The following is a 21,399-nucleotide window of genomic DNA, read 5'->3' as shown; positions in this document are numbered from 1 at the left end:
GAGGTAGCATGGCGAGAGTACGTGGACGTAGTCGGCGCGAGCTGAAGTCCGAAATTAACATCGTTCCGCTGCTCGACGTGTTGCTGGTGCTGCTGCTGATCTTTATGGCAACTGCGCCAATCATCACGCAGAGCGTGGAGGTTGACCTGCCGGACGCCACCGATTCCAAAACGGTGTCCAGCGATGACAATCCGCCGGTGATCCTTGAGGTTTCCGGCGTAGGTCAATACACCCTGGTGGTGGATCACAACCGTATGGAGCTGCTGCCGCCTGAACAAGTCGCGGCCGAAGCCAAGTCGCGTTTGGCGGCTAACCCGAAAACGGTCTTTTTGATCGGCGGTGCGAAGGAAGTCCCTTACGATGAGATTATCAAGGCATTGAATATTCTCCATCAGGCGGGCGTAGCTTCCGTGGGGCTGATGACCCAGCCGATCTGACCGTAAGGCGAACGGCAACCCGGTTCCTGCGCTGCGGCCCAGGAACCCCGTATAAGCAACACCAGTTTTTGGGAATCTATTTTGGTAAAGGCAACTGAGCAAAACGATAAGCTGAACCGCGCCGTTATTGTTTCGGTCGTTCTGCACTTCATACTGATTGCCCTGCTGATTTGGGGATCGCTGCAGGAAAAGGTCGACATGAGCGCCGGCGGCGGCGGCGATGGTTCTGTAGTGGGCGCGGTAATGGTCGATCCCGGCGCGGTGGTGGAGCAGTACAACCGCCAGCAGCAGCAGAGCAACGATGCGCAGCGTGCCGAGAAGCAGCGCCAGAAAAAAGCGGAGCAACAGGCCGAAGAGCTTCAGCAGAAGCAGGCGGAGCAACAGCAGCGCCTGAAAGAGCTGGAGAAAGAGCGTTTGGCGGCGCAGGAGAAAGCCGCGCAGGACGCCAAAGCGCAGGCTGAGCAACAGCAGAAGGCGGCGGAGCAGCAGAAGCAGGCCGCCGAGCAGCAAAAAGCGGCGGAAGCCGCTGCAGCGAAAGCCAAAGAGCAACAGAAGGTCGCCGAAGCCGCCGCCGCCAAGGCGAAGGCCGAAGCGGACAAGGTCGCCAAGGCGCAGGCGGACGCGCAGAAGAAAGCCGAAGCGGAAGCCAAGAAAGAAGCGGCCGCTGCCGCCGCCGCCAAGAAACAGGCGGAAGAGGCGAAGAAAGCCGCCGCCGCTGCCGCAGAGCAAAAAGCTGCAGAGGCTGCGGAGAAGAAAGCGGCTGCTGAAGCCGAGAAAAAAGCCGCAGCGGAAGCCGAGAAGAAGGCTGCCGCCGAGGCAGAGAAGAAAGCGGCCGCCGCTGAGAAAGCTGCGGCAGCCAAGAAAGCTGCTGCAGAGAAGAAAAAAGCCGCCGCCGAGGCTGCGAAGCAATCGGCGGAAGTTGATGACCTGTTTGGTGGCCTGGCGGACGGCAAGAACGCGCCGAAAGGTGGCGGCAAGCAGAAGGGTGACGGTAAACCGGCTGGCCAGGGCAATGCCAAAACGGCTGGCGCCAGCGGGGCGGAAATCAATGGCTATCTTGGCCAGATTACCGCTGCGATTCAAAGCAAGTTCTACGATGCGGATCTGTACAAGGGCCGTAAATGTGACCTGCGAATCAAGCTGGCGCCGGACGGTTTTCTGGTAGACGTTAAATCTGAAGGGGGCGATCCGGCACTGTGTCAGGCGGCGATAGCCGCGGCGAAACAGGCGAAGATCCCGAAACCGCCAAGCCAGGCGGTGTATGAGGTGTTTAAGAATGCTCCCCTTACGTTCAGGCCGGAATAATGGTTGTTTGAGCTGAGTAAGATCACAGGGATGTACTAAGGTAACCAACAGGGATTATGTAGTTTTACGTGAGTTGGTTTGTTAAAATTCTGCTAATTTATCGCAGGCATCCCGCCTGGATAAGGGAGATGAGATGAAGCAGGCATTTCGAGTAGCGCTAGGTTTTTTAATTCTGTGGGCGTCCGTGTTGCACGCGGAAGTTCGCATTGAAATCACCCAAGGGGTCGACTCCGCTCGTCCGATTGGCGTGGTGCCGTTTAAATGGGCGGGCCCAGGCACGCCGCCGGAAGATATCGGCAAGATTGTCGGCGCGGATCTGCGCAACAGCGGCAAATTCAACCCGATCGACGTGGCGCGCATGCCGCAGCAACCGACCTCCGCGTCTGAAGTGACGCCGGCGGCCTGGACTGCATTGGGCATCGACGCCGTAGTGGTCGGTCAGGTTCAACCTGGCGCCGACGGCAGCTACCTGATCTCCTACCAGTTGGTGGATACTTCGGGTTCGCCGGGCACCGTATTGGCGCAGAACCAGTATAAAGTGACCAAACAGTGGTTGCGTTATTCTGCACATACCGCCAGCGACGAAGTGTTCGAGAAGCTGACCGGCATCAAGGGCGCGTTCCGCACCCGTATCGCCTACGTGGTGCAGACCAACGGCGGGAAATTCCCGTACGAGCTGCGCGTAGCGGATTACGACGGTTACAACCAGTTCACGGTGCACCGTTCGCCTGAGCCGCTGATGTCGCCGGCCTGGTCGCCGGACGGCAGCAAACTGGCTTACGTGACCTTCGAGAGCGGCCGTTCCGCGCTGGTGGTGCAAACCCTGGCTAACGGCGCCATCCGCCAGATCGCTTCGTTCCCGCGCCACAACGGTGCGCCGGCGTTCTCGCCGGACGGCAGCAAGCTGGCCTTCGCGCTGTCCAAGAGCGGCAGCCTGAACCTGTACGTGATGAACCTCGGCTCCGGCCAGATCACGCAGCTGACCGATGGCCGCAACAACAACACCGAACCGACCTGGTTCCCGGATGGCCAGTCTCTGGCGTTTACCTCCGACCAGGGCGGGCGTCCGCAGATTTATAAAATCAGCGCCAGCGGCGGTGCCGCACAGCGTCTGACGTGGGAAGGCTCTCAGAACCAGGATTCTGAAGTCAGCTCCGACGGTAAATTCCTGGTGATGGTGAGCACCAACAGTGGTGCACAACACATCGCCAAACAAGATCTTGGATCGGGCGCCGTTCAGGTTTTGACCGGCACCTTCCTGGATGAAACGCCTAGTATTGCGCCAAACGGCACCATGGTGATCTATAGCTCCACGCAAGGTATGGGCTCCGTGCTGCAGTTGGTGTCAACTGATGGGCGTTTCAAAGCGCGTCTTCCGGCAACTGATGGACAGGTCAAATTCCCTGCCTGGTCGCCGTATCTGTGATGCATGTGTAAATATGTATGGCAAACTATAAAAGGATCAAAGAAATGCAACTGAACAAAGTGCTGAAAGGGCTTCTGCTGGCACTGCCAGTTCTGGCTGTAGCAGCTTGTAGTTCTAACAAAAGCGCGAACAACGACCAATCTGGTATGGGCGCTGGCGCCGGCACTGGTATGGAAAACGGCAGCAGCAACCTGTCTTCCGAAGAACAAGCTCGTCTGCAGATGCAAGAACTGCAGAAGAACAACATCGTTTACTTCGGCCTGGACAAGTATGACGTAAGCTCCGAATTCGCTCAGATGCTGGACGCGCACGCTGCATTCCTGCGTAACAACCCGTCTTACAAAGTGACCGTTGAAGGCCACGCTGACGAACGCGGCACGCCGGAATACAACATCGCTCTGGGTGAGCGTCGTGCTAACGCCGTTAAAATGTACCTGCAGGGTAAAGGCGTTTCCGCTGACCAGATCTCTATCGTTTCTTACGGTAAAGAAAAACCAGCAGTACTGGGCCACGACGAAGCGGCTTATGCTAAAAACCGTCGTGCCGTTCTGGTTTACTAAGAGAATCGCATGAACAGTAACTTCAGACGTCACCTGTTGAGTCTGTCGTTACTGGTTGGCGTAGCGGCCCCTTGGGCCGCTACTGCCCAAGCGCCAATCAGTAATGTCGGCTCCGGCTCGGTCGAAGACCGCGTCACCTCGCTTGAGCGCATCAGCAATGCTCAAGGCCAGCTTTTAAACCAACTCCAGCAACAACTCTCTGACAATCAACGCGACATTGATTCTCTACGTGGGCAAATCCAGGAAAGCCAGTATCAGTTGAATCAGGTCGTTGAACGCCAGAAGCAAATCTATCAACAGATGGATAGCCTCAGCCAGGGCGGCGCTCAGAGCGCCTCTGCGGCAGCGGGCGCTGCCGGCGGGGCAGCCGCAGGCGCATCTTCCGATGCGGGCAGCAGCGCGCCTGCAGCCGCTTCTGCAACGCCGAGCGGCGGTGATGAGAACAGCGACTACAACGCCGCTGTTTCTCTGGCGCTGGAAAAAAAACAGTATGACCAGGCGATTTCCGCCTTTCAGTCCTTCGTAAAACAGTACCCGAAGTCTACTTACCAGCCCAACGCCAACTATTGGCTGGGCCAGTTGTTCTACAACAAGGGTAAAAAAGACGATGCGGCCTATTATTTTGCGGTGGTGGTGAAGAATTACGCTAAATCACCGAAGGCGCCGGACGCCATGTACAAGGTGGGTATCATCATGCAGGAAAAAGGGCAGGCCGATAAAGCCAAGGCCGTGTTCCAGCAGGTGATCAAACAATACCCAACCAGTGCGGCGGCCAAGCAGGCGAAAAGTCGCGTAGGCGGTTAACGGTTAGAAAAATGAGCCCAGAAGTTAGTCGATTTGACCGATTTCTGGGCTCATTCGCGTGAAGAACAAGCAGTTGAACGCATCGGTAAAAAATTTAGGTTGCGCTGCCAAGATAAATTAGTAATATATGCCGCCGTTGCCAAGACATCTTGCAAGATGTTAAAGCGGCAGGGAAATTGGGTCGTTAGCTCAGTTGGTAGAGCAGTTGACTTTTAATCAATTGGTCGCAGGTTCGAATCCTGCACGACCCACCAATTTCTGAAGTAGCAGTAACCACAACAGTGGGTGATTAGCTCAGTTGGTAGAGCATCTCCTTTACACGGAGGGGGTCGGCGGTTCGAGCCCGTCATCACCCACCACTGTTATGGGTCGTTAGCTCAGTTGGTAGAGCAGTTGACTTTTAATCAATTGGTCGCAGGTTCGAATCCTGCACGACCCACCATTCTTTAAGAATGGCTGCGACAGAGAATCGTAAAGGATGAGAACCGTAAAGGTTCGAGTCTCGCGCAGCGAGACAACATCACTCCGGTGATGGCCCGCAAGGGCGAGGCCAAAGGCCGAGTTATCCTGCACGACCCACCATTCTTTAAGAATGGCAGCTTCAGAATCGGTTTGATGTGGCAAAGTAAAGGTCCGAGTCGAGTACCCGTCGAGTTGTCCTGAACATCCCCATCCTTGTTTTCCGCGAGTCGGTTCCAATAACCTATTCGCCATCAGCAGTAAACCACATCAGTGGGTCGTTAGCTCAGTTGGTAGAGCAGTTGACTTTTAATCAATTGGTCGCAGGTTCGAATCCTGCACGACCCACCACTCTTTAATAGAGCAAGGTGTTAAATCGTCAGGATGAGAACCGTAAAGGTTCGAGTCTCGCGAAGCGAGACAACATCACTCCGGTGATGGCCCGAAGGGCGAGGCCAAAGGCCGAGTTATCCTGTACGATCCACCACGCTTTGAGTGGACAAGATGTGAAAAATAGCAGTACCACAGCAGTGGGTGATTAGCTCAGTTGGTAGAGCATCTCCTTTACACGGAGGGGGTCGGCGGTTCGAGCCCGTCATCACCCACCACACTGCGGGTCGTTAGCTCAGTTGGTAGAGCAGTTGACTTTTAATCAATTGGTCGCAGGTTCGAATCCTGCACGACCCACCAATTCAGAAAAAAGCGCCTTTGGGCGCTTTTTTCGTTTCTGTAACATCCAAACCTGACCTCATCTTCTCGCTAACATGGTCACCGAGTCGTGCGGGTGAGATCCTGCGCTCAGGTTCAGAGATACGACAACGCGCAGCGTTGCCCGCAGGGTGAGGCCACAGGCCGAATCAATCCTGCACGACCCACCCATTCAGAAAAAGCGCCTTTTATCGCATCCGCATCACCGCAATCTGAATCCGCTGCTTTCTCGTTTCAACAACACACCGATCGTCATCCCGCGCTTTTCTGAACGGCTATACGTTCTCGCCAAGCGGTTATCCGCTGTGAACTGCGCGGGCAATGCCTGTGTTTTTAATCTATTAAACAATAGGTGCGCAAAATTGAAAATATCAGCGGACTTTTCGCGCTGATTTAGGTATTTTGTTTAGTATATAAAACGAAGGGCGTTGCGGCAGGCAATATTCAAGCGGCAGGCGCCCAGCCTAGCATGAGATTGCAGCGATGAGTGAAATGTTTGATGTCAATGCGGCGGTGTATCCCTTCCCGCCTAAACCGGTACCGCTGGACGTAGCCGAAAAAGCCTTTTATCGCGAAAAGATCAAAACCCTGCTCAAGCAGCGCAACGCGGTGATGGTCGCCCACTATTATACCGATCCGGAAATCCAGGCGCTGGCGGAAGAAACCGGCGGCTGCGTGGCGGATTCGCTGGAAATGGCACGCTTCGGCAGCGCGCATCCGGCTTCCACGCTGTTGGTGGCCGGCGTGCGTTTCATGGGGGAAACCGCCAAGATCCTCAGCCCGGAAAAGCAGGTGCTGATGCCGACGCTGTTTGCCGAATGTTCGCTGGATCTGGGCTGCCCGGAAGAGGAATTTCATGCGTTTTGCGACAGCCATCCCGATCGCACCGTGGTGGTCTATGCGAATACCTCGGCGGCGGTCAAAGCGCGCGCTGACTGGGTGGTGACCTCCAGCATCGCCGTCGAACTGATCGAGCATCTGGATAGCCTGGGCGAGAAAATTATCTGGGCGCCGGATCGTCATCTCGGCAGCTACGTGCAGAAGCAGACCGGCGCTGACGTGTTGTGTTGGCAAGGCGCCTGCATTGTCCATGACGAGTTTAAGACCCAGGCGCTGCGGCGCATGAAGGCGCTCTATCCGCAGGCGGCCATCCTGGTGCATCCCGAATCGCCTCAGGCGGTGGTCGAGCTGGCGGATGCGGTGGGATCGACCAGCCAACTGATTCAGGCGGCGAAAACATTGCCGCATCAACAGCTGATCGTCGCCACCGATCGCGGTATCTTTTACAAGATGCAGCAGGCTTGTCCGGACAAGGAGCTGTTCGAAGCGCCGACCGCCGGTGAAGGCGCGACCTGCCGCAGCTGCGCGCATTGCCCGTGGATGGCGATGAATGGCCTGAAGGCGATTGCCGAAGGGCTGGAGCAGGGGGGCGCGCAGCATGAGATCCACGTGGACGCCGCGCTGCGTGAAAAGGCGCTGGTGCCGCTGAACCGCATGCTGGATTTCGCCGCTCAGCTTAAGATGCAGGTTAAAGGCAACGCTTAACCGTTTAAAAGGATGACCTCATGAGCTTCTTCAGTACCAGCAATATTCTGGTGCATATTCCGCTTGGCGCGGGCGGTTACGATCTGTCGTGGATCGAAGCCATCGGCACACTGTTCGGGTTGCTGTGCATCTGGTACGCCAGCAAGGAAAAAATCATCAACTACCTGTTCGGCCTGATCAACGTCACGCTGTTCGCGGTGATTTTCTTCCAGATCCAGCTGTACGCCAGCCTGCTGCTGCAGCTGTTTTTCTTCGGCGCCAATATTTACGGTTGGTATGCCTGGAGCCGCCAAACCCAGGATAATCAGGCCGAGCTGCAGATCCGCTGGCTGCCGCTGCCGAAAGCGTTGGCCTGGGCGGCGGTTTGCGTCATCGGCATCGGCCTGATGACCTTCAACATCGACCGCGTGTTCGCCTGGCTGACGCAGATTGCGGTGGCGGTGATGCAAGGGCTGGGGCTGAACGTGCAGATGCCGACGCTGCAGCCGGACGCGTTCCCGTTCTGGGATTCGGCGATGATGGTGCTCTCCATCGTGGCGATGATCCTGATGACGCGCAAGTACGTGGAAAACTGGCTGCTGTGGGTGGTTATCGATGTCATCAGCGTGGCGATCTTCGCCTACCAGGGCGTGTACGCGATGGCGCTGGAGTATGTCATTCTGACGCTGATCGCCCTGAACGGCTCCTGGCTGTGGATCAAGAGCGCCGGGCGCAACCGTTCCAATCCGCTCTCTTCCGCACCGTAACAACGCAGAGGGCGCCGTGATGGCGCCCTCGTGGCTTAGTGGTGATGCCCCAGATGGGAATGCGCTTCGGCATGTGAGTGTTCACTCGGCTCCGGTGCCCGGTTGATACCGCAGTCCGGCGTCTCGCAGTGCCGGTACTCCATCTGAATGGTCACGTGGCCGATCTTGTAGTGTTCCAACAGATAAGCCTGGATACGTTGCAACAGCCCATCGTGGTCATGCGGCGGGATCACCTGCGCATGCAGCGTCATCAGCTTCTGTTCGCCGATCTGCCAGACGTGTACGTGGTGGATATTGCGCACTTCCGGGATGTTTAGGCACAGGTCTTTTTGCAGCTTGGCGATGTCGACCTCCTGCGGCGTGCCTTCCAGCAGCTCGTGGAAGCTCTCCTTCAGCAGCCGCCAGGCGCTGCGCAGCACCAGACAGGAGACCAGCACCGACAGGATCGGGTCAATCGGCGTCCAGCCGGTGGCGAGAATGACGATGGCGGCGACGATGGCGCCCACCGAGCCGAGCAGGTCGCCCAACACATGCAGCGCGGCCGCCCTCACGTTGATATTTTTCTCTTCGCTGCCGCGATGCAGCAGCCAGAAGGCGAACAGGTTCGCCAGCAGCCCCGCTATGGCGATGATCAGCATCGGAGTACCCATCACCGGCTGTGGTTCGAAGAAACGCCGTATCGCCTCCCACAGGATGAATACCACGATCACCAGTAGCGCCGCGGCGTTGAGGAAGGCCGCCAGGGTGGTCAGGCGCAGATAGCCGAAGGTGTGGCGCGCGTTGGGCTTGCGCTGGGAAAAGTGCACCGCCATCAGCGCCACCAACAGCGCGGCGGCATCGGTCAGCATGTGCCCGGCGTCGGCCAACAGCGCCAGCGAGCCGGACAATAGGCCGCCGGCCACTTCGGCCACCATAAAGACGGCGGTGACTAAAAAAGCGGTCAGTAGGCGTTTACTATTACTGTCTTTCGGCAGGTGTACGTGTGGAGTGTCCGACATTATTCATCCTTATGCATAGCGAAAGTGGGGGCGGCGGCGAGCAGAGCGTCCAGCTCCGGTTCTATCTGCGCCACTGACGCCTTTAATTTAGTATAAGCGGCGGCGGCAAGTTCGCCCCGACGTGCGGTTTCCACCAGTTGCTGGCACAGCCGCGCGGCTTCCGGCAACTGCAGCATCAGCAGGCTGCCCTTGATGCGGTGCGCCGCCTGTTCCAGGCGTGGCCAGTCGCTCGCGGCGACGGCATCCGCGAGCCGCTGCCGGTCTTGCCGCAGCGTGTCGTTGAGCGTCTGCGCCAGCCGCTGCATCATGGCGCGATCGCCGCCCGCCATCTCAGCCAGCGTTTGCCGTAGGTCAGTAAGGACTGACTTTTCCTCCTGAACCTGCGGTTGCTGAGCCAATACCTGGCCGATTGCCGCCAGTGAAATCGGCTTGGTCAGGAAGTGATCGATCGCCACCAGGCCCGGCGGGATACGGGTAAACTCCTGCACGTCTGCCGAGCAGAGCACGATGCGGCAAGGCGGGCGCTGCAGCCGCTGTTCGTCGCGCCGGATCAGCCTGGCCAGCGTCAGTCCGTCCGGGCGCGGCATGTTATAGTCGATAAACAGCAGATCGAACGGCTGCCGGCGCTGGGCCTGCAGCAGCGCATAGCCTTGTTCAAAGCGGGCCGGCTGCAGCCCGAAGTGGCGCAGCTGGCGTTCCAGCAGCAACAGATTGGTGGGATGATCGTCGATCAGCGCGGTACGCATGGCGGAAGACGGCAGAGCAAAGCTACGCTCTGCCGGGGCGACAGCCGGCGGCGCGCCGCTCAGCTCGACCGGTATCGCGACCTCGACGCGTGTACCGACGCCCGGCTGCGAGTGCAACGCGATGCGGCCGCCCATCTGTTCGACGATTTCTTTGCAGATCGACAGGCCCAAACCGGTTCCTTGCACCGAGATGCGTTGCGCGCCGCGCGCGCGGTAAAACGGTTGAAACAGCTTGCCTACCTCATCGGCGGCGATGCCGCAGCCGCTGTCGTTCACCGTCAGATGCAATTCCCCCTGCCGCTCATCCTGCGCGCGCCAGCCGACTTCGACCTGAATGGCGCCGCGCGGCGTGAACTTTATCGCGTTGTTTATCAGATTGTTAGCCACCTGAAGTAAACGCTCACCATCAATGACCACCGCCTCCGGCAGCGCCAGATCCGCCACCACGCTCAGCGTCAACGGCCGATCGCCGATCAGCGGTCGGTAAAGGGCGTCGATGCGCGCGACCCAGGGGCGCAGCGCCATCGGTTTTGGCGCCAACGTCAACGACCCGGTTTCCAACCGCGCGTGATCCTGCAGGTCGTTGAGCAGGTTGAGCAGCGATGAGGCCGAACTGTAAATCACCGGCAGGCCTTCCGGCGCAGGTTGGCGTTTGAGCTCCAGTTCCAGCAGGCCGAGGATGGCGTGCATCGGCGTGCGCAGTTCATGGCTGACGGTGGCGAGGAATTTGCTCTTCATGCGATTTTCCGCTTCGGCGCGGCGGCGCGCCTGCTCGAGCTCTTCGCGTTCGCGTTTTTCACGGCGCTGCAGCATGAAACGGCGCAGAGTCAGCGCCAACAGCAGCACGGTAGCGGCGGCCAACAGCGCCAGCAGCCAGGTGGTCTGCGGCGGCATGCGGTTGTCGTTCACCGCGTCGATCAGGTTGCTGCGATCGACGATCCACTCGTCGCGCAGCGATTGCAGGGTGTCCGCTGGGATCTGCATCAGGTTCTTATCGAGGATCGCCAGCAGCAGCGGCTGATCGCGGCGCACGCCGAAAGCCACCGGATAGGGGATATTGTTGGCGGCGAAGGCCAGCTTGATGGCGCCGGAATAGCGCGACAGCGCCAAAAAGTTGGCGGAGATGACGTTATCCACCAGCGCATCCAGCTGGCCGTTGGCCAGCGCGTCGTACATCGACTTGCTGTCGGCGAAGCTGACGGTCTGTTCCTGCTCCGGCACCAGCCCCTGCGCCAAATCGCCCTGCAGCACGCCGATGCGCTTGCCGGCCAGATCGCCCCAGGTCGAGACGCCGTTGGCATACTGGCCGACGTAAACGCCCCACAGCGAACGGTGGATCGGCATGCTGGCGCTGTAGCGCGCCTTGACGCCGCGCGCCAGCGGCAGGGCGGCGCGGAAGCTGGCCTGGCCGGATTGCACCAGCTGATCGGCCTGCTCGGCGTTGCGCGCCCACAGCGGCGCGAAACGCAGCCCGGTGTTTTGCGCGATGATGTTGAGAATATCGATGGCGTAGCCGCGCGGCTGGCCGTCGGAGCCGCGGTAGGCGAACGGGAAATTGTTCTCGATGGCGGCGTAGTAAACCACGCGGTGGCTCGCCACCCAATTCTTCTCCATCGTCGTCAGATCGGCATTGCCGGTATCGAGGTAGCTGGGGATCTTTTTGCTCCAGCGGCTCTGCAGGGCATTCATCAGCTCCATCGGCGCGTCGGCGATGGCGGTGTCCAGCGTATCTATCAGCCGCGGGTCGGCGGCGGCGAACACGAAGGACAGGTTGCCCAGGTTCTCGTTGCTTTCAATCTGATAGAGCTGGCCGAGCTGCAACTGGTCGATGATAAAGCTGGCGCTGGCCTCGTCGGCGATAAAGTAGTCGCTGCTGCCGTTGAGCAGCGAATAGACCGCCTGCAGGTTGTTGTCGTAGCGCTGGATCTGCGACGCCACCGCCTGCAGGGCGCCGCCAGACTGCATGTCGGTCAGCGCGCCGATCGCGACGCGGGCATTGGCGGAGTTGAGCATCACCGGCCGATCGTTGCTGCGGTCGCGCAATACGCGCAGGTTGCTGACGTAATAGGGCTGAGAGATCGCCAATCCGTGCAGCGCTTCACTTTGCGGGATGCCATACAGCAGATCGATTTTGCCGTCGTGCAGCGCCTGCTCCAGCTGCGTCAGATCGGCGAAGCCGTAAATGGCGAAGCGAATGCCGGTTACCTGCTGGATATAGCCGAGGTAGTCGGCGTTCAGCCCATACAGATCGTCATCCACAATGATGTTGTACGGGCTGGTGTTCTCACTGATGATGCCGACGCGCAGCGTGCGGTCGCGCCAGGGGTTTTTCTCGCCGACGATCAGCATGTTCTCGGGGGTATTCAGATTGCTGACCAGCTGATAGCGCACCGGCTCCCCCGCCTGCGCCAGGCCGCACCACAGGATCAGCAGCAGCAGGGCGCGGCGCATCATGGCGCCAGCTCTTTAAATACCGCCACCAGCTCCAGCAGATTACCGGCGCCGGTTTTGCGCTGGATGTTTTTCTTGTGCGTGCTGACGGTCTTGTTGCTGATGTGCAGCCGGTCGGCGATCTGCAGGTTGGACAGCCCCTGGCTCAGCAAACCCAGCACCTCGAGCTCCTTGGGCGTGAGCAGCCCGCCGTCCGCCGTCGGCGCTTCTTCGGCCAGCGCGGCGGCGGGGAAACTGGCTTCACCGTCCAGCACCTGCTCGATCGCCAGCACCAACTCCGCCAGCGAGCTGCCTTTATTGACGAAACCGTCGGCGCCGGCGGCATGCGCCATGCGCGCATACACATCGGCCTCTTGCGCGGTATAGATCAGGATCTTTTGTTGCGGGTAGCGGCGGCGGATTTTTTTCAACAGCTGCAGCCCATCGACCTGCGGCAGGCCGATATCCAGGATCACCAGGCCGAAAGCGGCCTCGGCCAGCAGAGCCAACGCCTGGACGTCGTCCTGCGCCGCCTGCAGGCGGTAGGGGCGGGATGATTTCATTAGCGCCGCTTCCAGTGCGACATGAACCACCGGGTGGTCATCAACTAATAACAGAGAAGGCATGTTCAACTCGGGTCGCTTTATATTCCGATCGCTAGCATAGCGAAAAAGGAGGCTCTGCGCTCCCCTGATGAAACAGCACAATCTGCTGTTAATTTGGCGGTTCCAGCGGAGGGGGGCAAAGGTGATTTACAGCGCCATTCCCACAGGCTAGATTGTTGGGATCTACACCGTTACGCACTGCGAAATACCCCTCGATACCGAATGGAAAAGCTATGAATTACCAAAACGACGATTTACGCATTAATGATATTAAGGAACTCCTGCCGCCGGTGGCTCTGCTGGAGAAATTCCCGGCTACCGAACGCGCGGCAAAGACGGTGTCCCAGGCCCGCAGCGCGATTCACAATATCCTCCGCGGCAGCGACGATCGCCTGCTGGTGGTGATTGGCCCTTGCTCCATCCACGATACCCAAGCCGCCAAAGAGTACGCGGGGCGCCTGCTGGCGCTGCGTGAAGAACTGAGCGGCGAGCTGGAAGTGGTGATGCGCGTATACTTCGAAAAACCGCGCACCACCGTGGGCTGGAAAGGCCTGATCAACGATCCGCAGATGGACAACAGCTTCAACATCAACGACGGCCTGCGCCTGGCGCGCAAACTGCTGGTGGAGATCAACGACAGCGGTCTGCCGGCCGCCGGCGAATTCCTCGACATGATCACGCCGCAGTACCTGGCGGATCTGATGAGCTGGGGCGCCATCGGCGCGCGCACCACGGAATCGCAGGTGCACCGCGAGCTGGCCTCCGGCCTCTCGTGCCCGGTCGGTTTCAAGAATGGCACCGACGGCACCATCAAGGTGGCGATCGACGCCATCAACGCCGCCGGCGCGCCGCACTGCTTCCTGTCGGTGACCAAGTGGGGTCACTCGGCGATCGTTAATACCAGCGGCAACGGCGACTGCCACATTATTCTGCGCGGCGGCAAAGAGCCGAACTACAGCGCGGCGCACGTGAAGGACGTCAAAGCCGGCCTGAGCAAAGCCGGGCTGCCTGCGCAGGTGATGATCGACTTCAGCCATGCCAACAGCAGCAAACAGTTCAAAAAGCAGATGGACGTGAGCGCTGACGTTTGCGGGCAGATTAGCGGCGGTGAAAAAGCGATCATCGGCGTGATGATCGAAAGTCACCTGGTGGAAGGCAACCAGAACCTCGAAAGCGGCGAACCGCTGGTTTACGGCAAGAGCGTGACCGACGGCTGCATCGGCTGGCAGGACACCGAAACCGTGCTGCGCGATCTGGCGGCGGCGGTGAAAGCGCGCCGCGGATAACCGCAAACAATGACAAGGGCCCGATAACGGGCCCTTGTTTTATCCTTGCCATTGCACTTCTCTATATTCCACGACTTTAAGGCTTACAGTTAATAGGCCAATTAAGTCCTTAAGCGGCCCTCTTCGCATTATTCCTATTTAAGAAAAGAATAATTGTCACTACTCGCGGCATTGTGCTTATATAAGACGCTTTTTTTATTCCATAAACCCCGCAGGCCTAATAAGTGGGGAGTGGTATGACCTTATTCCTTTCAGGATGAAAGAATTATGACAAACAATACCTCGCAGCCGCTGGGGCTGCACCGGATTAAATTCCATGGGAAAGGTGGTGAGTACTTCGCTATTTGGTTAGTCAATGCATTATTGACCGCCCTGACCCTGGGCATCTATTCCGCCTGGGCGACGGTGCGCCGTCGCCGCTATTTTTACGGCAACACGGAATTGGACGGCGATCGTTTCGACTACCATGCACAACCGCTGCAAATTCTGAAAGGGCGGCTGTTGGTGATCGGCGGCATCATTGTGTTTTATATCTTGCTGATGATAACACCCCTGCTGGGGCTGCTGGCTTTGCTGGTGTTGCTTGCCCTGCTGCCGTGGATCGTTATCCGCAGCTGGCGCTACAATGCGATTATGTCGAGCTATCGCGGCGTGCGTTTTAATTATGTCTGCCGCACCGGGCGCGCCTATTGGGCTTTACTGTTCTGCCCGTTATTGCTGATTATCGGGCTGTATGTCGGTCTGATCATCTTGCTCGGCATTGGCAGCGGTCTTGGCAGCATCAACGCCATCGCTTTTATGCTGGTGCTGACGCTGATTTTGGCCGTGCCGGCATTTGCGGCGGTAAACGGCATTATTAGCGCACTGCAGCATGATTTGTACGTTAATAACCTGTTTTTCGGAAAGACACCGTTTATTGCCGAACTGAAGAAATCGGCCTTTATCAAATTTGCCTTGATTGGCCTGCTCATATTCCTGCCGTTCATGTTGGTCGCGCTGGTGTGCATCGGTTCGTTCTTCCTTACCCTCTATCAGATGGTGTTGATGGGCATGTTAACCAATGAAGCCATTGATGTGCTGGTGCTGGATAATATCAGCAGCCTTCTGCTGATGATGGTGGTGCTGCTAATTGGCGCGCTGGTGGCCAGCAGCTACCAGGTCGTTGCCCAGCGCAACTATCTGTTTAACCAGGCAAGGCTGAACGGCGACATCAAGCTGCATTCCTCAATGAAAACGCTGCCGTATATGGGATTGTTGATCACCAATACCCTGATTACCCTGTTCTCGCTCGGTTTGGCGGCGCCGGTGGCGGAAGTGCGTCATGCCCGTTATCTGGCGGCCTGCACGGCGGTTGAAGGCGATCTGGCGCTGCTGGACATTACGGCGCATCAGGAAACCGCCAACAGCGCGGTGGCCGAAGAAGCGCTGCAGGCGCTGGATCTGGGCGGCAACTTCTGAGGCGCCGATGATCCTTGAAGGCGCTTATCAGTTGCCGGGACGGGCCGCACGTGAGGCGGCTCGTCTGCTGGTGAACGAAAGCGGCGAAGGCGTGACGTTGCAGCGGCAGGATGAACAGCGTTACATCCCGCTGACGGACATCACCGTTTCTGCCGCGCTGGGCAATATTCCGCTGACGCTCACCTTCAAGGGCGGCGGGCGCTTTGTGCCTGACGACGACGCGGCCTTTCGCCGCTGGTTCTATCAACGCCGTTCGCCGGGGTGGGTGCATCGCCTGGAACGCCATAAACGCGGCGTCGCCTTGGCGCTGCTGATGACGCTGCTGGCGGTAGTGGCTTACGTTTACGTGGTGCTGCCGTGGGCGAGCAGCGAGATCGCCATGCGCATCCCCACCTCGGTGGAACAGACGCTGGGCGAACATACGCAGACGTTTTTGGACCAGAGCGGCTTCGCGCCCTCCGCACTGCCGGCCGAACGGCAACGGGCGCTGCAGCAGTTGTTCCGGCAGGTGATGCCGGCCGAGATGCGCCAGGAGCGCACGCCGCTCTCGCTGAAGCTGATGGCGGCGCCCGGTGCGCCGAACGCCTTTATGTTGCCGGACGGCACGCTGGTGCTCAGCGACAGCCTGGTCACCTTGTCAAAAAACGACGATGGCTTGGCGGCGGTGATGCTGCATGAGATGGGGCATCACGCCCATCGTCACCCGATGCGCATGTTGGTGCGTTCGTCACTGGTGGCGTTGACGCTGATGTGGATGACGGGTGACGTCAGCGGCATCGGCGACACGCTGCTGCAGTCCGCATCCTTCGTGAATGAGATGCAGTTTTCTCGCGGGATGGAGCGTGAGGCGGATGCGTTTGCGATAGCGGAAATGCAGCGCCAGGGGCGTTCGTTGGCGGAAATGGCGGCGATCTACCGCGCGTTGGCGCAGGCGCCTGAACGAGAAAAGGCCGATGACTGGGCGCTGCCTGCCTGGCTCAGCACCCATCCGGCGATGCAGGAACGGCTGGACGCGGTGAACGAGGCGATGGCGCAGCAGCAATAAAAAAGCCCCCGGTGAAAACCGGGGGCTTTTTCGTGAACGGGCGAAATTACTTCGCTTTACCCTGGTTCGCTACGGCCGCCGCTTTTGCTGCGATCTCGTCGGCGTTACCCAGGTAGTAACGTTTGGTTGGTTTGAAGTTCTCGTCGAACTCATACACCAACGGCACGCCGGTTGGGATGTTCAGCTCGAGGATTTCATCTTCGCTCAGGTTATCCAGGTATTTCACCAGCGCGCGCAGGGAGTTGCCGTGCGCCGCAACGATCACGCGCTCGCCGCTCTTGATGCGTGGCAGGATCTCTTCGTCCCAGTAAGGGATAACGCGATCGATGGTCAGCGCCAGGCTTTCGGTCAGCGGCAGCTCTTGCTCGCTAAGCGAGGCGTAGCGCGGATCGTGGCCAGGGTAACGTTCGTCTTCTTTGGTCAGCTCAGGTGGGGTCACCGCGAAGCCGCGACGCCATTGTTTCACCTGCTCGTCGCCGTATTTTTCCGCGGTTTCCGCTTTGTTCAGACCCTGCAGCGCGCCGTAGTGACGTTCGTTCAGCTTCCAGGATTTTTCGGTTGGCAACCAGGCCTGATCCAGCTCGTCGAGGATGTTCCACAGGGTGTGGATCGCGCGCTTCAGTACGGAGGTGTAAGCGAAGTCGAAAGTGAAACCTTCTTCTTTCAACAGCTTGCCTGCTGCTTTCGCTTCGGTGCGGCCCTTGTCGGACAGATCAACATCATACCAACCGGTGAAGCGGTTTTCTTGGTTCCACTGGCTTTCGCCGTGACGCACCAGAACCAGCTTAGTTACAGCCATAGCTTAACTCCTTAATAATCTGACATTTCAATGATAACGAAAATCATTATATTGCCGCGGGCCGGGGCTCGGCAATCGATAGTGTCTAACCATAGCCAATTTCTTGCCGCAAAGTAAGGGCTGGCGAAAGGAAAAAGCTGAATCGTTCAGGCTGATGCGGAAGGGGGAGAAACGGCGCGTCGGAATCGCTCCGGACGCGCCGTGGCGTGGGGAAAATCAGGCCGATTTTTTCAGGCAGTTGCTCATGAAGGTTTTACGCGCGTCGCCCTTCAGATCCTTGGTCTTGGCGTCGGCATTGCAGCTTTTCATTTTCTGCTGCTGCGGCGTCAGGTTTTTGCCGGACGCCGCGGTGCCTTCGGACTTCAGGCAGGTGCTCATAAAGGTGGAGCGATCGGCGCCTTTCAGCGACTTGGTGGATGCCTGCTGGTTGCAATCGGTCATGCGTTTCTGTTGGGCCGCCTGCGCCGGCGAAGGCGTTTTCGTCGCCGTCGTCGCGTCGGCCGCCATCAGATTGGTGCTCAGCATTAAGCCCGCCAGCAATGGAAGTGCAGTAATCAGACGCATAGGTGTTCCTTCAGCTATTGATTGGCCGCCATCGGCCGAAAATGGTGACGTTGCACAAGGCGTTGTGCTTATCACGGTAGCCTGAGTGTAGTGCGCGCTTTGGAATAAGGGAAGGTGGGCGCCGGTGGGGGGATGGCGCTAAAAGGTAAGCATTTATAACAAATTGCCCCCGGCCGCACGGCGAGGGGCGTAGCGGGTCAGATAGGATAAAACTGATAATGCGTGGCGCTGCGGTAGCGGCTCCCCGGTTGCAGCCAACAGTCCGGCTGCGGCCACTCGGGATGGTGCGGGCTGTCCGGCAAAAACTCGCTCTCCAGCGCCACGCCGGCATGGTTGGCGTAGCTGCCGCCATCGCGCGCCGGCGTGCCGGCCAGATAATTGCCGCTGTAGAGCTGCAGCGCAGGCGCGTCGGTGAACACGCTCATTTGCACTTGCCCGTCGGCGGACCACAAATGCGCCGCCGGGCTCTCCAGCGCCCCACAGGTACGCTGCAGCAGAAAGGCGTGATCGTAGCCTTTCACCCGCTGCTGGTCGCGATCGCGCAGGAAATCCTGTAACAACGTTTTCGGCTGACGAAAATCCATGCCGCTGCCGTCCACCGCCGTCAGATCGGCACAGGGAATGCCCTCGGCGTCGACGGGCAGGTAGCGATCGGCGAACAGCTGCAGCCGATGGGCGCGGGCGTCGGTGCCGGCGCCGTCGAGATTGAAATAGGCGTGGTTGGTCAGATTGACCGGGCAGGGGCGATCGACCTGCGCCAGATAGTTGATTTCCAGACGATTATCCGAGGTCAGGCGGTAACAAACCTGCACGTCGAGATTGCCGGGGAAACCCTGATCGCCCTCCGCCGAGTGCAGCGCATAGCAAACCTGTTGCGCCTCGTGCTGTACCCGGCGCCAGCGGCGGGCATGGAAACCGTCGGGGCCGCCGTGCAGCTGGTGGGCACCCTGATTGGCGGCCAGCGCATGGGGTTTCCCGTCGATGGGCAAACTGGCGTTGGCGATGCGGTTGGCGTAACGGCCGACGGTGGCGCCCAGATAAGCGCCTTGATGCGGGTAGTCCGCCGGGCTGCGGCAGCCGAGCAGCAGTTCGCGTTTTTCACCGGATTTGAGCGGCAAGACGGCGGACAGCCAGGTGGCGCCCCAGTCCATCAGCGTCACCGTCATGCCGTCGGCGTTTTGCAGCTGTGTCAGCTGGTAAGGCCGCCCATCGGGCGCCGCTGCCGTGGTTGCCGTCAGCATGTACCGGCCCCCTGCGAAGCCTGGCAGACATAGAAGGTTTCCTGCAATCCGCCGGTTTGCCGCGGATACTCGTGCGCCACGGCGGCACGCACCGTCTCCACGAGATCCTGCGGCATCAGCGCGACGATGCAGCCGCCAAAGCCGCCGCCGGTCATGCGCACGCCACCTCGCGGGCCGATCGTCGCTTTGACGATCTCGACCAACCGATCGATCGGCGGCACGGTGATTTCAAAATCATCGCGCATCGAGGCGTGGGACTCCGCCATCAGCCGGCCCATGCGCTGCAGGTCGCCTGCCGCCAGCGCGTCGGCCGCCGCCAGCGTGCGGGCGTTCTCGCTGATGACATGGCGCGCGCGTTTGGCCACCAACGGATCCAACTGATGTTGACGCGCTGCAAACTGTTCCGGGCTGACGTCGCGCAGCGCCTTGACGCCGAAGAACCGCGCCGCTTCTTCGCACTGTGTGCGGCGGGTGTTGTACTCGCTGTCCACCAGCCCGCGCTGCACATTGGAGTTGATGATCACCACCGCGACGCTGTCCGGCATCGGCACCGCACGGGTCTCCAGCGAGCGGCAGTCGATCAGCAGAGCGCTGTCGCGCCGGCCGAGCGCGGAGATCAACTGGTCCATGATGCCGCAGTTGCAGCCGACGAACTGGTTCTCCGCCTCCTGGCCGTTCAGCGCCAGCGCCACGCCGTCCAGCGGCAGCTGATAGAGCGCCTGCAGCGCCTGGCCCACCGCCACCTCCAGCGCGGCGGAGGAGCTGAGCCCCGCCCCTTGCGGCACATTGCCGGCGATCACCAGATCCGCGCCGCCGAAGTCGGCGTTGCGGCGCTGAAGATGTTTCACCACGCCGCGCACATAGTCGGACCAGCGCTGATCGGGGTGGCTGACGATCGGCTCGTCGAGCGAGAATTGATCCTGCTGATTCTGATAATCGGCGGCCAGCACGCGGATCTGGCGGTCGTCGCGCTTGGCGCAGGCGATGACGGTTTGGTAATCGATGGCGCAGGGCAGCACGAAGCCGTCGTTGTAATCGGTATGCTCGCCGATCAGGTTCACCCGCCCCGGCGCCTGGATGGTCAACGCCGGCGCGTAGCCGAAGTGTTCGGTAAACAGGGAATGGGTAAGCGGTTTCAGGCTCATGCTTGGGCTCCGGCTTCACGGTAATGAATATCGCTGACGGCGCGCAGACGCTCTGCGGCCTGTTCGGCTGTCAGGTCGCGCTGGGTTTCCGCCAGCATCTCGTAACCGACCATAAATTTGCGCACGCTGGCTGAACGCAGCAGCGGCGGATAGAAATGGGCGTGCAGCTGCCAGTGCCGGTTGTCGGCGCCGTTGAACGGCGCGCCGTGCCATCCCATCGAATAGGGGAAGGAACACTGGAACAGGTTGTCGTAGCGGCTGGTCAGCTTCTTCAGCGCCAGCGCCAGATCGCTGCTCTGCGCCGCGCCGAGTTCGGTGATGCGCTGCACCGCCGTTTTCGGCAGCAGCAGCGTTTCAAACGGCCAGGCGGCCCAGTAGGGCACCACCGCCAGCCAGTGTTCGGTGTTCACCACGATGCGTTCGCCTGCGGCCAGCTCGCGCTGTGCATAATCCAGCAGCAGCGGGGAGGCGTGTTCCCGAAAATAGTCGTGCTGCAGGCGATCTTCGCGTTCGGCCTCGTTCGGCAGAAAACTGTTGGCCCAGACCTGCCCGTGCGGGTGCGGGTTGGAGCAGCCCATCGCCGCGCCTTTGTTTTCGAACAGCTGTACCCAGGGGTAGTGCTTGCCCAGCTCATCGGTTTGCGCCTGCCAGGCGGCGACCACCTGCTCCAGCGCCGGCAGCGTCAGTTCGGGCAGGGTCTTGCTGTGATCGGGAGAGAAGCAGATCACCCGGCTGACGCCGCGCGCGCTCTGGCTGCGCATCAGCGGATCCTGGCTGTTGGGCGCCGGCGGCGTATCGCTCATCAGCGCGGCGAAATCGTTGGTGAAAACATAGGTACCGCGATAATCCGGATTGCGATCGCCGGTGACGCGCGCGTTGCCCGGGCACAGGAAACAGTCGGGATCGTGCGCCGGCAGCGTTTCTGTGGGGACGGCCTCCTGCTGGCCCTGCCAGGGGCGCTTGGCGCGGTGCGGTGAGACCAGCACCCACTGGCCGCTCAGCGGATTGTAGCGGCGGTGCGGATGATCGATAGGGTTAAATTCCGTCATACGGTTCCTTTCTTGGCGCCGACGAAAGTGTAATCGCTTCCAA

18 protein-coding genes, 6 tRNA genes and 3 other RNA genes are annotated in these 21,399 nt (G+C 59.6%); 19 read left to right on the top strand and 8 right to left on the bottom strand.

Features of this window, described 5'->3' with window-relative positions; genetic code table 11:
• Nucleotides 1-8 precede the first annotated feature (8 nt).
• The 16 genes from tolR (at nucleotide 9) to pnuC (ending at nucleotide 7,990) form a co-directional block, all read left to right on the top strand.
• Nucleotides 9-437 (top strand): colicin uptake protein TolR, encoded by a 429-nt coding sequence (gene tolR / locus ACMGGK_RS17485; RefSeq protein WP_004939859.1) that lies wholly within the window; start codon nucleotides 9-11, stop codon nucleotides 435-437.
• 81 nt (nucleotides 438-518) lie between these two features.
• Entirely contained in the window at nucleotides 519-1,742 is a 1,224-nt protein-coding gene (gene tolA, locus ACMGGK_RS17480) for a cell envelope integrity protein TolA (protein ID WP_016928724.1), read from the top strand.
• A 133-nt stretch (nucleotides 1,743-1,875) separates the two neighbouring features.
• The gene (gene tolB / locus ACMGGK_RS17475) at nucleotides 1,876-3,168 is read left to right on the top strand and encodes a Tol-Pal system beta propeller repeat protein TolB (RefSeq protein WP_004939856.1); all 1,293 of its coding nucleotides are present in this window, start codon (nucleotides 1,876-1,878) and stop codon (nucleotides 3,166-3,168) included.
• 44 nt (nucleotides 3,169-3,212) lie between these two features.
• Nucleotides 3,213-3,728: a peptidoglycan-associated lipoprotein Pal gene (gene pal, locus ACMGGK_RS17470; protein WP_004939853.1), complete on the top strand. Its 516-nt coding sequence runs from the start codon at nucleotides 3,213-3,215 to the stop codon at nucleotides 3,726-3,728.
• Between the two features lie 9 nt (nucleotides 3,729-3,737).
• Entirely contained in the window at nucleotides 3,738-4,532 is a 795-nt protein-coding gene (gene cpoB, locus ACMGGK_RS17465; RefSeq protein WP_004939852.1) for a cell division protein CpoB, read from the top strand.
• A 178-nt stretch (nucleotides 4,533-4,710) separates the two neighbouring features.
• Nucleotides 4,711-4,786, top strand: a tRNA-Lys gene (locus ACMGGK_RS17460).
• A 29-nt stretch (nucleotides 4,787-4,815) separates the two neighbouring features.
• Nucleotides 4,816-4,891 (top strand) — tRNA-Val (locus ACMGGK_RS17455).
• Nucleotides 4,892-4,898: 7 nt separating this feature from the next.
• A tRNA-Lys gene (locus ACMGGK_RS17450) sits at nucleotides 4,899-4,974 on the top strand.
• 15 nt (nucleotides 4,975-4,989) lie between these two features.
• A non-coding RNA gene (locus ACMGGK_RS17445) (RtT sRNA) lies at nucleotides 4,990-5,114 on the top strand.
• Nucleotides 5,115-5,266: 152 nt separating this feature from the next.
• Nucleotides 5,267-5,342 (top strand) — tRNA-Lys (locus ACMGGK_RS17440).
• Between the two features lie 13 nt (nucleotides 5,343-5,355).
• Nucleotides 5,356-5,478: non-coding RNA, RtT sRNA (locus ACMGGK_RS17435), on the top strand.
• 45 nt (nucleotides 5,479-5,523) lie between these two features.
• A tRNA-Val gene (locus ACMGGK_RS17430) sits at nucleotides 5,524-5,599 on the top strand.
• Nucleotides 5,600-5,605: 6 nt separating this feature from the next.
• Nucleotides 5,606-5,681, top strand: a tRNA-Lys gene (locus ACMGGK_RS17425).
• Nucleotides 5,682-5,755: 74 nt separating this feature from the next.
• Nucleotides 5,756-5,869, top strand: a non-coding RNA gene (locus ACMGGK_RS17420) — RtT sRNA.
• A gap of 313 nt (nucleotides 5,870-6,182) precedes the next feature.
• On the top strand, nucleotides 6,183-7,244 hold the full coding sequence (nadA, locus tag ACMGGK_RS17415; protein ID WP_015376982.1) for a quinolinate synthase NadA: 1,062 nt from the start codon (nucleotides 6,183-6,185) through the stop codon (nucleotides 7,242-7,244).
• A 20-nt stretch (nucleotides 7,245-7,264) separates the two neighbouring features.
• Nucleotides 7,265-7,990 (top strand): nicotinamide riboside transporter PnuC, encoded by a 726-nt coding sequence (pnuC, locus tag ACMGGK_RS17410; RefSeq protein ID WP_016928721.1) that lies wholly within the window; start codon nucleotides 7,265-7,267, stop codon nucleotides 7,988-7,990.
• Between the two features lie 35 nt (nucleotides 7,991-8,025).
• Here the strand turns inward: pnuC and zitB are convergent, their stop codons facing one another.
• From zitB to ACMGGK_RS17395, 3 genes are read right to left on the bottom strand one after another with little or no spacing between them, the layout of a single operon-like run.
• Complete coding sequence (zitB, locus tag ACMGGK_RS17405) at nucleotides 8,026-8,988, bottom strand: CDF family zinc transporter ZitB (RefSeq protein WP_028127667.1); 963 nt, start codon at nucleotides 8,986-8,988, stop codon at nucleotides 8,026-8,028.
• Nucleotides 8,988-12,188: an ATP-binding protein gene (locus tag ACMGGK_RS17400; protein WP_420277072.1), complete on the bottom strand. Its 3,201-nt coding sequence runs from the start codon at nucleotides 12,186-12,188 to the stop codon at nucleotides 8,988-8,990. The genes zitB and ACMGGK_RS17400 overlap by 1 nt, the downstream gene beginning before the upstream one ends.
• Nucleotides 12,185-12,790: a response regulator gene (locus tag ACMGGK_RS17395; protein ID WP_028127666.1), complete on the bottom strand. Its 606-nt coding sequence runs from the start codon at nucleotides 12,788-12,790 to the stop codon at nucleotides 12,185-12,187. The genes ACMGGK_RS17400 and ACMGGK_RS17395 overlap by 4 nt, the downstream gene beginning before the upstream one ends.
• A 212-nt stretch (nucleotides 12,791-13,002) precedes the next feature.
• On the opposite strand from ACMGGK_RS17395, the gene aroG reads away from it, so the two are divergent.
• The 3 genes from aroG (at nucleotide 13,003) to ACMGGK_RS17380 (ending at nucleotide 16,558) form a co-directional block, all read left to right on the top strand.
• On the top strand, nucleotides 13,003-14,055 hold the full coding sequence (aroG, locus tag ACMGGK_RS17390) for a 3-deoxy-7-phosphoheptulonate synthase AroG (RefSeq protein WP_016928717.1): 1,053 nt from the start codon (nucleotides 13,003-13,005) through the stop codon (nucleotides 14,053-14,055).
• A 267-nt stretch (nucleotides 14,056-14,322) separates the two neighbouring features.
• The gene (locus ACMGGK_RS17385) at nucleotides 14,323-15,513 is read left to right on the top strand and encodes a YjgN family protein (protein ID WP_016928716.1); all 1,191 of its coding nucleotides are present in this window, start codon (nucleotides 14,323-14,325) and stop codon (nucleotides 15,511-15,513) included.
• A gap of 7 nt (nucleotides 15,514-15,520) precedes the next feature.
• On the top strand, nucleotides 15,521-16,558 hold the full coding sequence (locus tag ACMGGK_RS17380) for a M48 family metallopeptidase (protein ID WP_016928715.1): 1,038 nt from the start codon (nucleotides 15,521-15,523) through the stop codon (nucleotides 16,556-16,558).
• 46 nt (nucleotides 16,559-16,604) lie between these two features.
• Here ACMGGK_RS17380 and gpmA read toward each other — a convergent pair whose 3' ends face one another.
• The 5 genes from gpmA to galT form a co-directional block, all read right to left on the bottom strand.
• Nucleotides 16,605-17,357, bottom strand: a complete 753-nt coding sequence (gene gpmA, locus ACMGGK_RS17375; RefSeq protein WP_016928714.1) for a 2,3-diphosphoglycerate-dependent phosphoglycerate mutase — start codon at nucleotides 17,355-17,357, stop codon at nucleotides 16,605-16,607.
• A 216-nt stretch (nucleotides 17,358-17,573) separates the two neighbouring features.
• Nucleotides 17,574-17,921: a PsiF family protein gene (locus tag ACMGGK_RS17370; protein ID WP_265260882.1), complete on the bottom strand. Its 348-nt coding sequence runs from the start codon at nucleotides 17,919-17,921 to the stop codon at nucleotides 17,574-17,576.
• A 197-nt stretch (nucleotides 17,922-18,118) separates the two neighbouring features.
• Nucleotides 18,119-19,162 (bottom strand): galactose-1-epimerase, encoded by a 1,044-nt coding sequence (gene galM, locus ACMGGK_RS17365; protein WP_420277071.1) that lies wholly within the window; start codon nucleotides 19,160-19,162, stop codon nucleotides 18,119-18,121.
• On the bottom strand, nucleotides 19,156-20,307 hold the full coding sequence (galK, locus tag ACMGGK_RS17360) for a galactokinase (RefSeq protein ID WP_016928711.1): 1,152 nt from the start codon (nucleotides 20,305-20,307) through the stop codon (nucleotides 19,156-19,158). Before galK ends, galM begins: the two co-directional genes overlap by 7 nt.
• Nucleotides 20,304-21,356, bottom strand: a complete 1,053-nt coding sequence (gene galT / locus ACMGGK_RS17355; protein ID WP_420277070.1) for a galactose-1-phosphate uridylyltransferase — start codon at nucleotides 21,354-21,356, stop codon at nucleotides 20,304-20,306. The genes galK and galT overlap by 4 nt, the downstream gene beginning before the upstream one ends.
• Nucleotides 21,357-21,399 lie beyond the last annotated feature (43 nt).

Origin of the sequence: Serratia sp. BNK-33-b (genome assembly GCF_048684565.1) — a bacterium.
GTDB lineage: Bacteria > Pseudomonadota > Gammaproteobacteria > Enterobacterales > Enterobacteriaceae > Serratia > Serratia marcescens.
This window is presented reverse-complemented; position numbering and strand designations above follow the sequence as displayed.

What these genes read in the sequence shown, in the direction of transcription:
- ACMGGK_RS17380 (WP_016928715.1), top strand. Translation starts at nt 15,521, where the DNA reads ATGATCCTTGAAGGCGCTTATCAGTTGCCGGGACGGGCCGCACGTGAG.
- ACMGGK_RS17370 (WP_265260882.1), bottom strand. Translation starts at nt 17,921, where the DNA reads ATGCGTCTGATTACTGCACTTCCATTGCTGGCGGGCTTAATGCTGAGC.
- galM (WP_420277071.1), bottom strand. Translation starts at nt 19,162, where the DNA reads ATGCTGACGGCAACCACGGCAGCGGCGCCCGATGGGCGGCCTTACCAG.
- tolB (WP_004939856.1), top strand. Translation starts at nt 1,876, where the DNA reads ATGAAGCAGGCATTTCGAGTAGCGCTAGGTTTTTTAATTCTGTGGGCG.
- cpoB (WP_004939852.1), top strand. Translation starts at nt 3,738, where the DNA reads ATGAACAGTAACTTCAGACGTCACCTGTTGAGTCTGTCGTTACTGGTT.
- ACMGGK_RS17395 (WP_028127666.1), bottom strand. Translation starts at nt 12,790, where the DNA reads ATGCCTTCTCTGTTATTAGTTGATGACCACCCGGTGGTTCATGTCGCA.
- zitB (WP_028127667.1), bottom strand. Translation starts at nt 8,988, where the DNA reads ATGTCGGACACTCCACACGTACACCTGCCGAAAGACAGTAATAGTAAA.
- ACMGGK_RS17385 (WP_016928716.1), top strand. Translation starts at nt 14,323, where the DNA reads ATGACAAACAATACCTCGCAGCCGCTGGGGCTGCACCGGATTAAATTC.
- galK (WP_016928711.1), bottom strand. Translation starts at nt 20,307, where the DNA reads ATGAGCCTGAAACCGCTTACCCATTCCCTGTTTACCGAACACTTCGGC.
- gpmA (WP_016928714.1), bottom strand. Translation starts at nt 17,357, where the DNA reads ATGGCTGTAACTAAGCTGGTTCTGGTGCGTCACGGCGAAAGCCAGTGG.
- tolR (WP_004939859.1), top strand. Translation starts at nt 9, where the DNA reads ATGGCGAGAGTACGTGGACGTAGTCGGCGCGAGCTGAAGTCCGAAATT.
- nadA (WP_015376982.1), top strand. Translation starts at nt 6,183, where the DNA reads ATGAGTGAAATGTTTGATGTCAATGCGGCGGTGTATCCCTTCCCGCCT.
- pnuC (WP_016928721.1), top strand. Translation starts at nt 7,265, where the DNA reads ATGAGCTTCTTCAGTACCAGCAATATTCTGGTGCATATTCCGCTTGGC.
- ACMGGK_RS17400 (WP_420277072.1), bottom strand. Translation starts at nt 12,188, where the DNA reads ATGATGCGCCGCGCCCTGCTGCTGCTGATCCTGTGGTGCGGCCTGGCG.
- aroG (WP_016928717.1), top strand. Translation starts at nt 13,003, where the DNA reads ATGAATTACCAAAACGACGATTTACGCATTAATGATATTAAGGAACTC.
- galT (WP_420277070.1), bottom strand. Translation starts at nt 21,356, where the DNA reads ATGACGGAATTTAACCCTATCGATCATCCGCACCGCCGCTACAATCCG.
- pal (WP_004939853.1), top strand. Translation starts at nt 3,213, where the DNA reads ATGCAACTGAACAAAGTGCTGAAAGGGCTTCTGCTGGCACTGCCAGTT.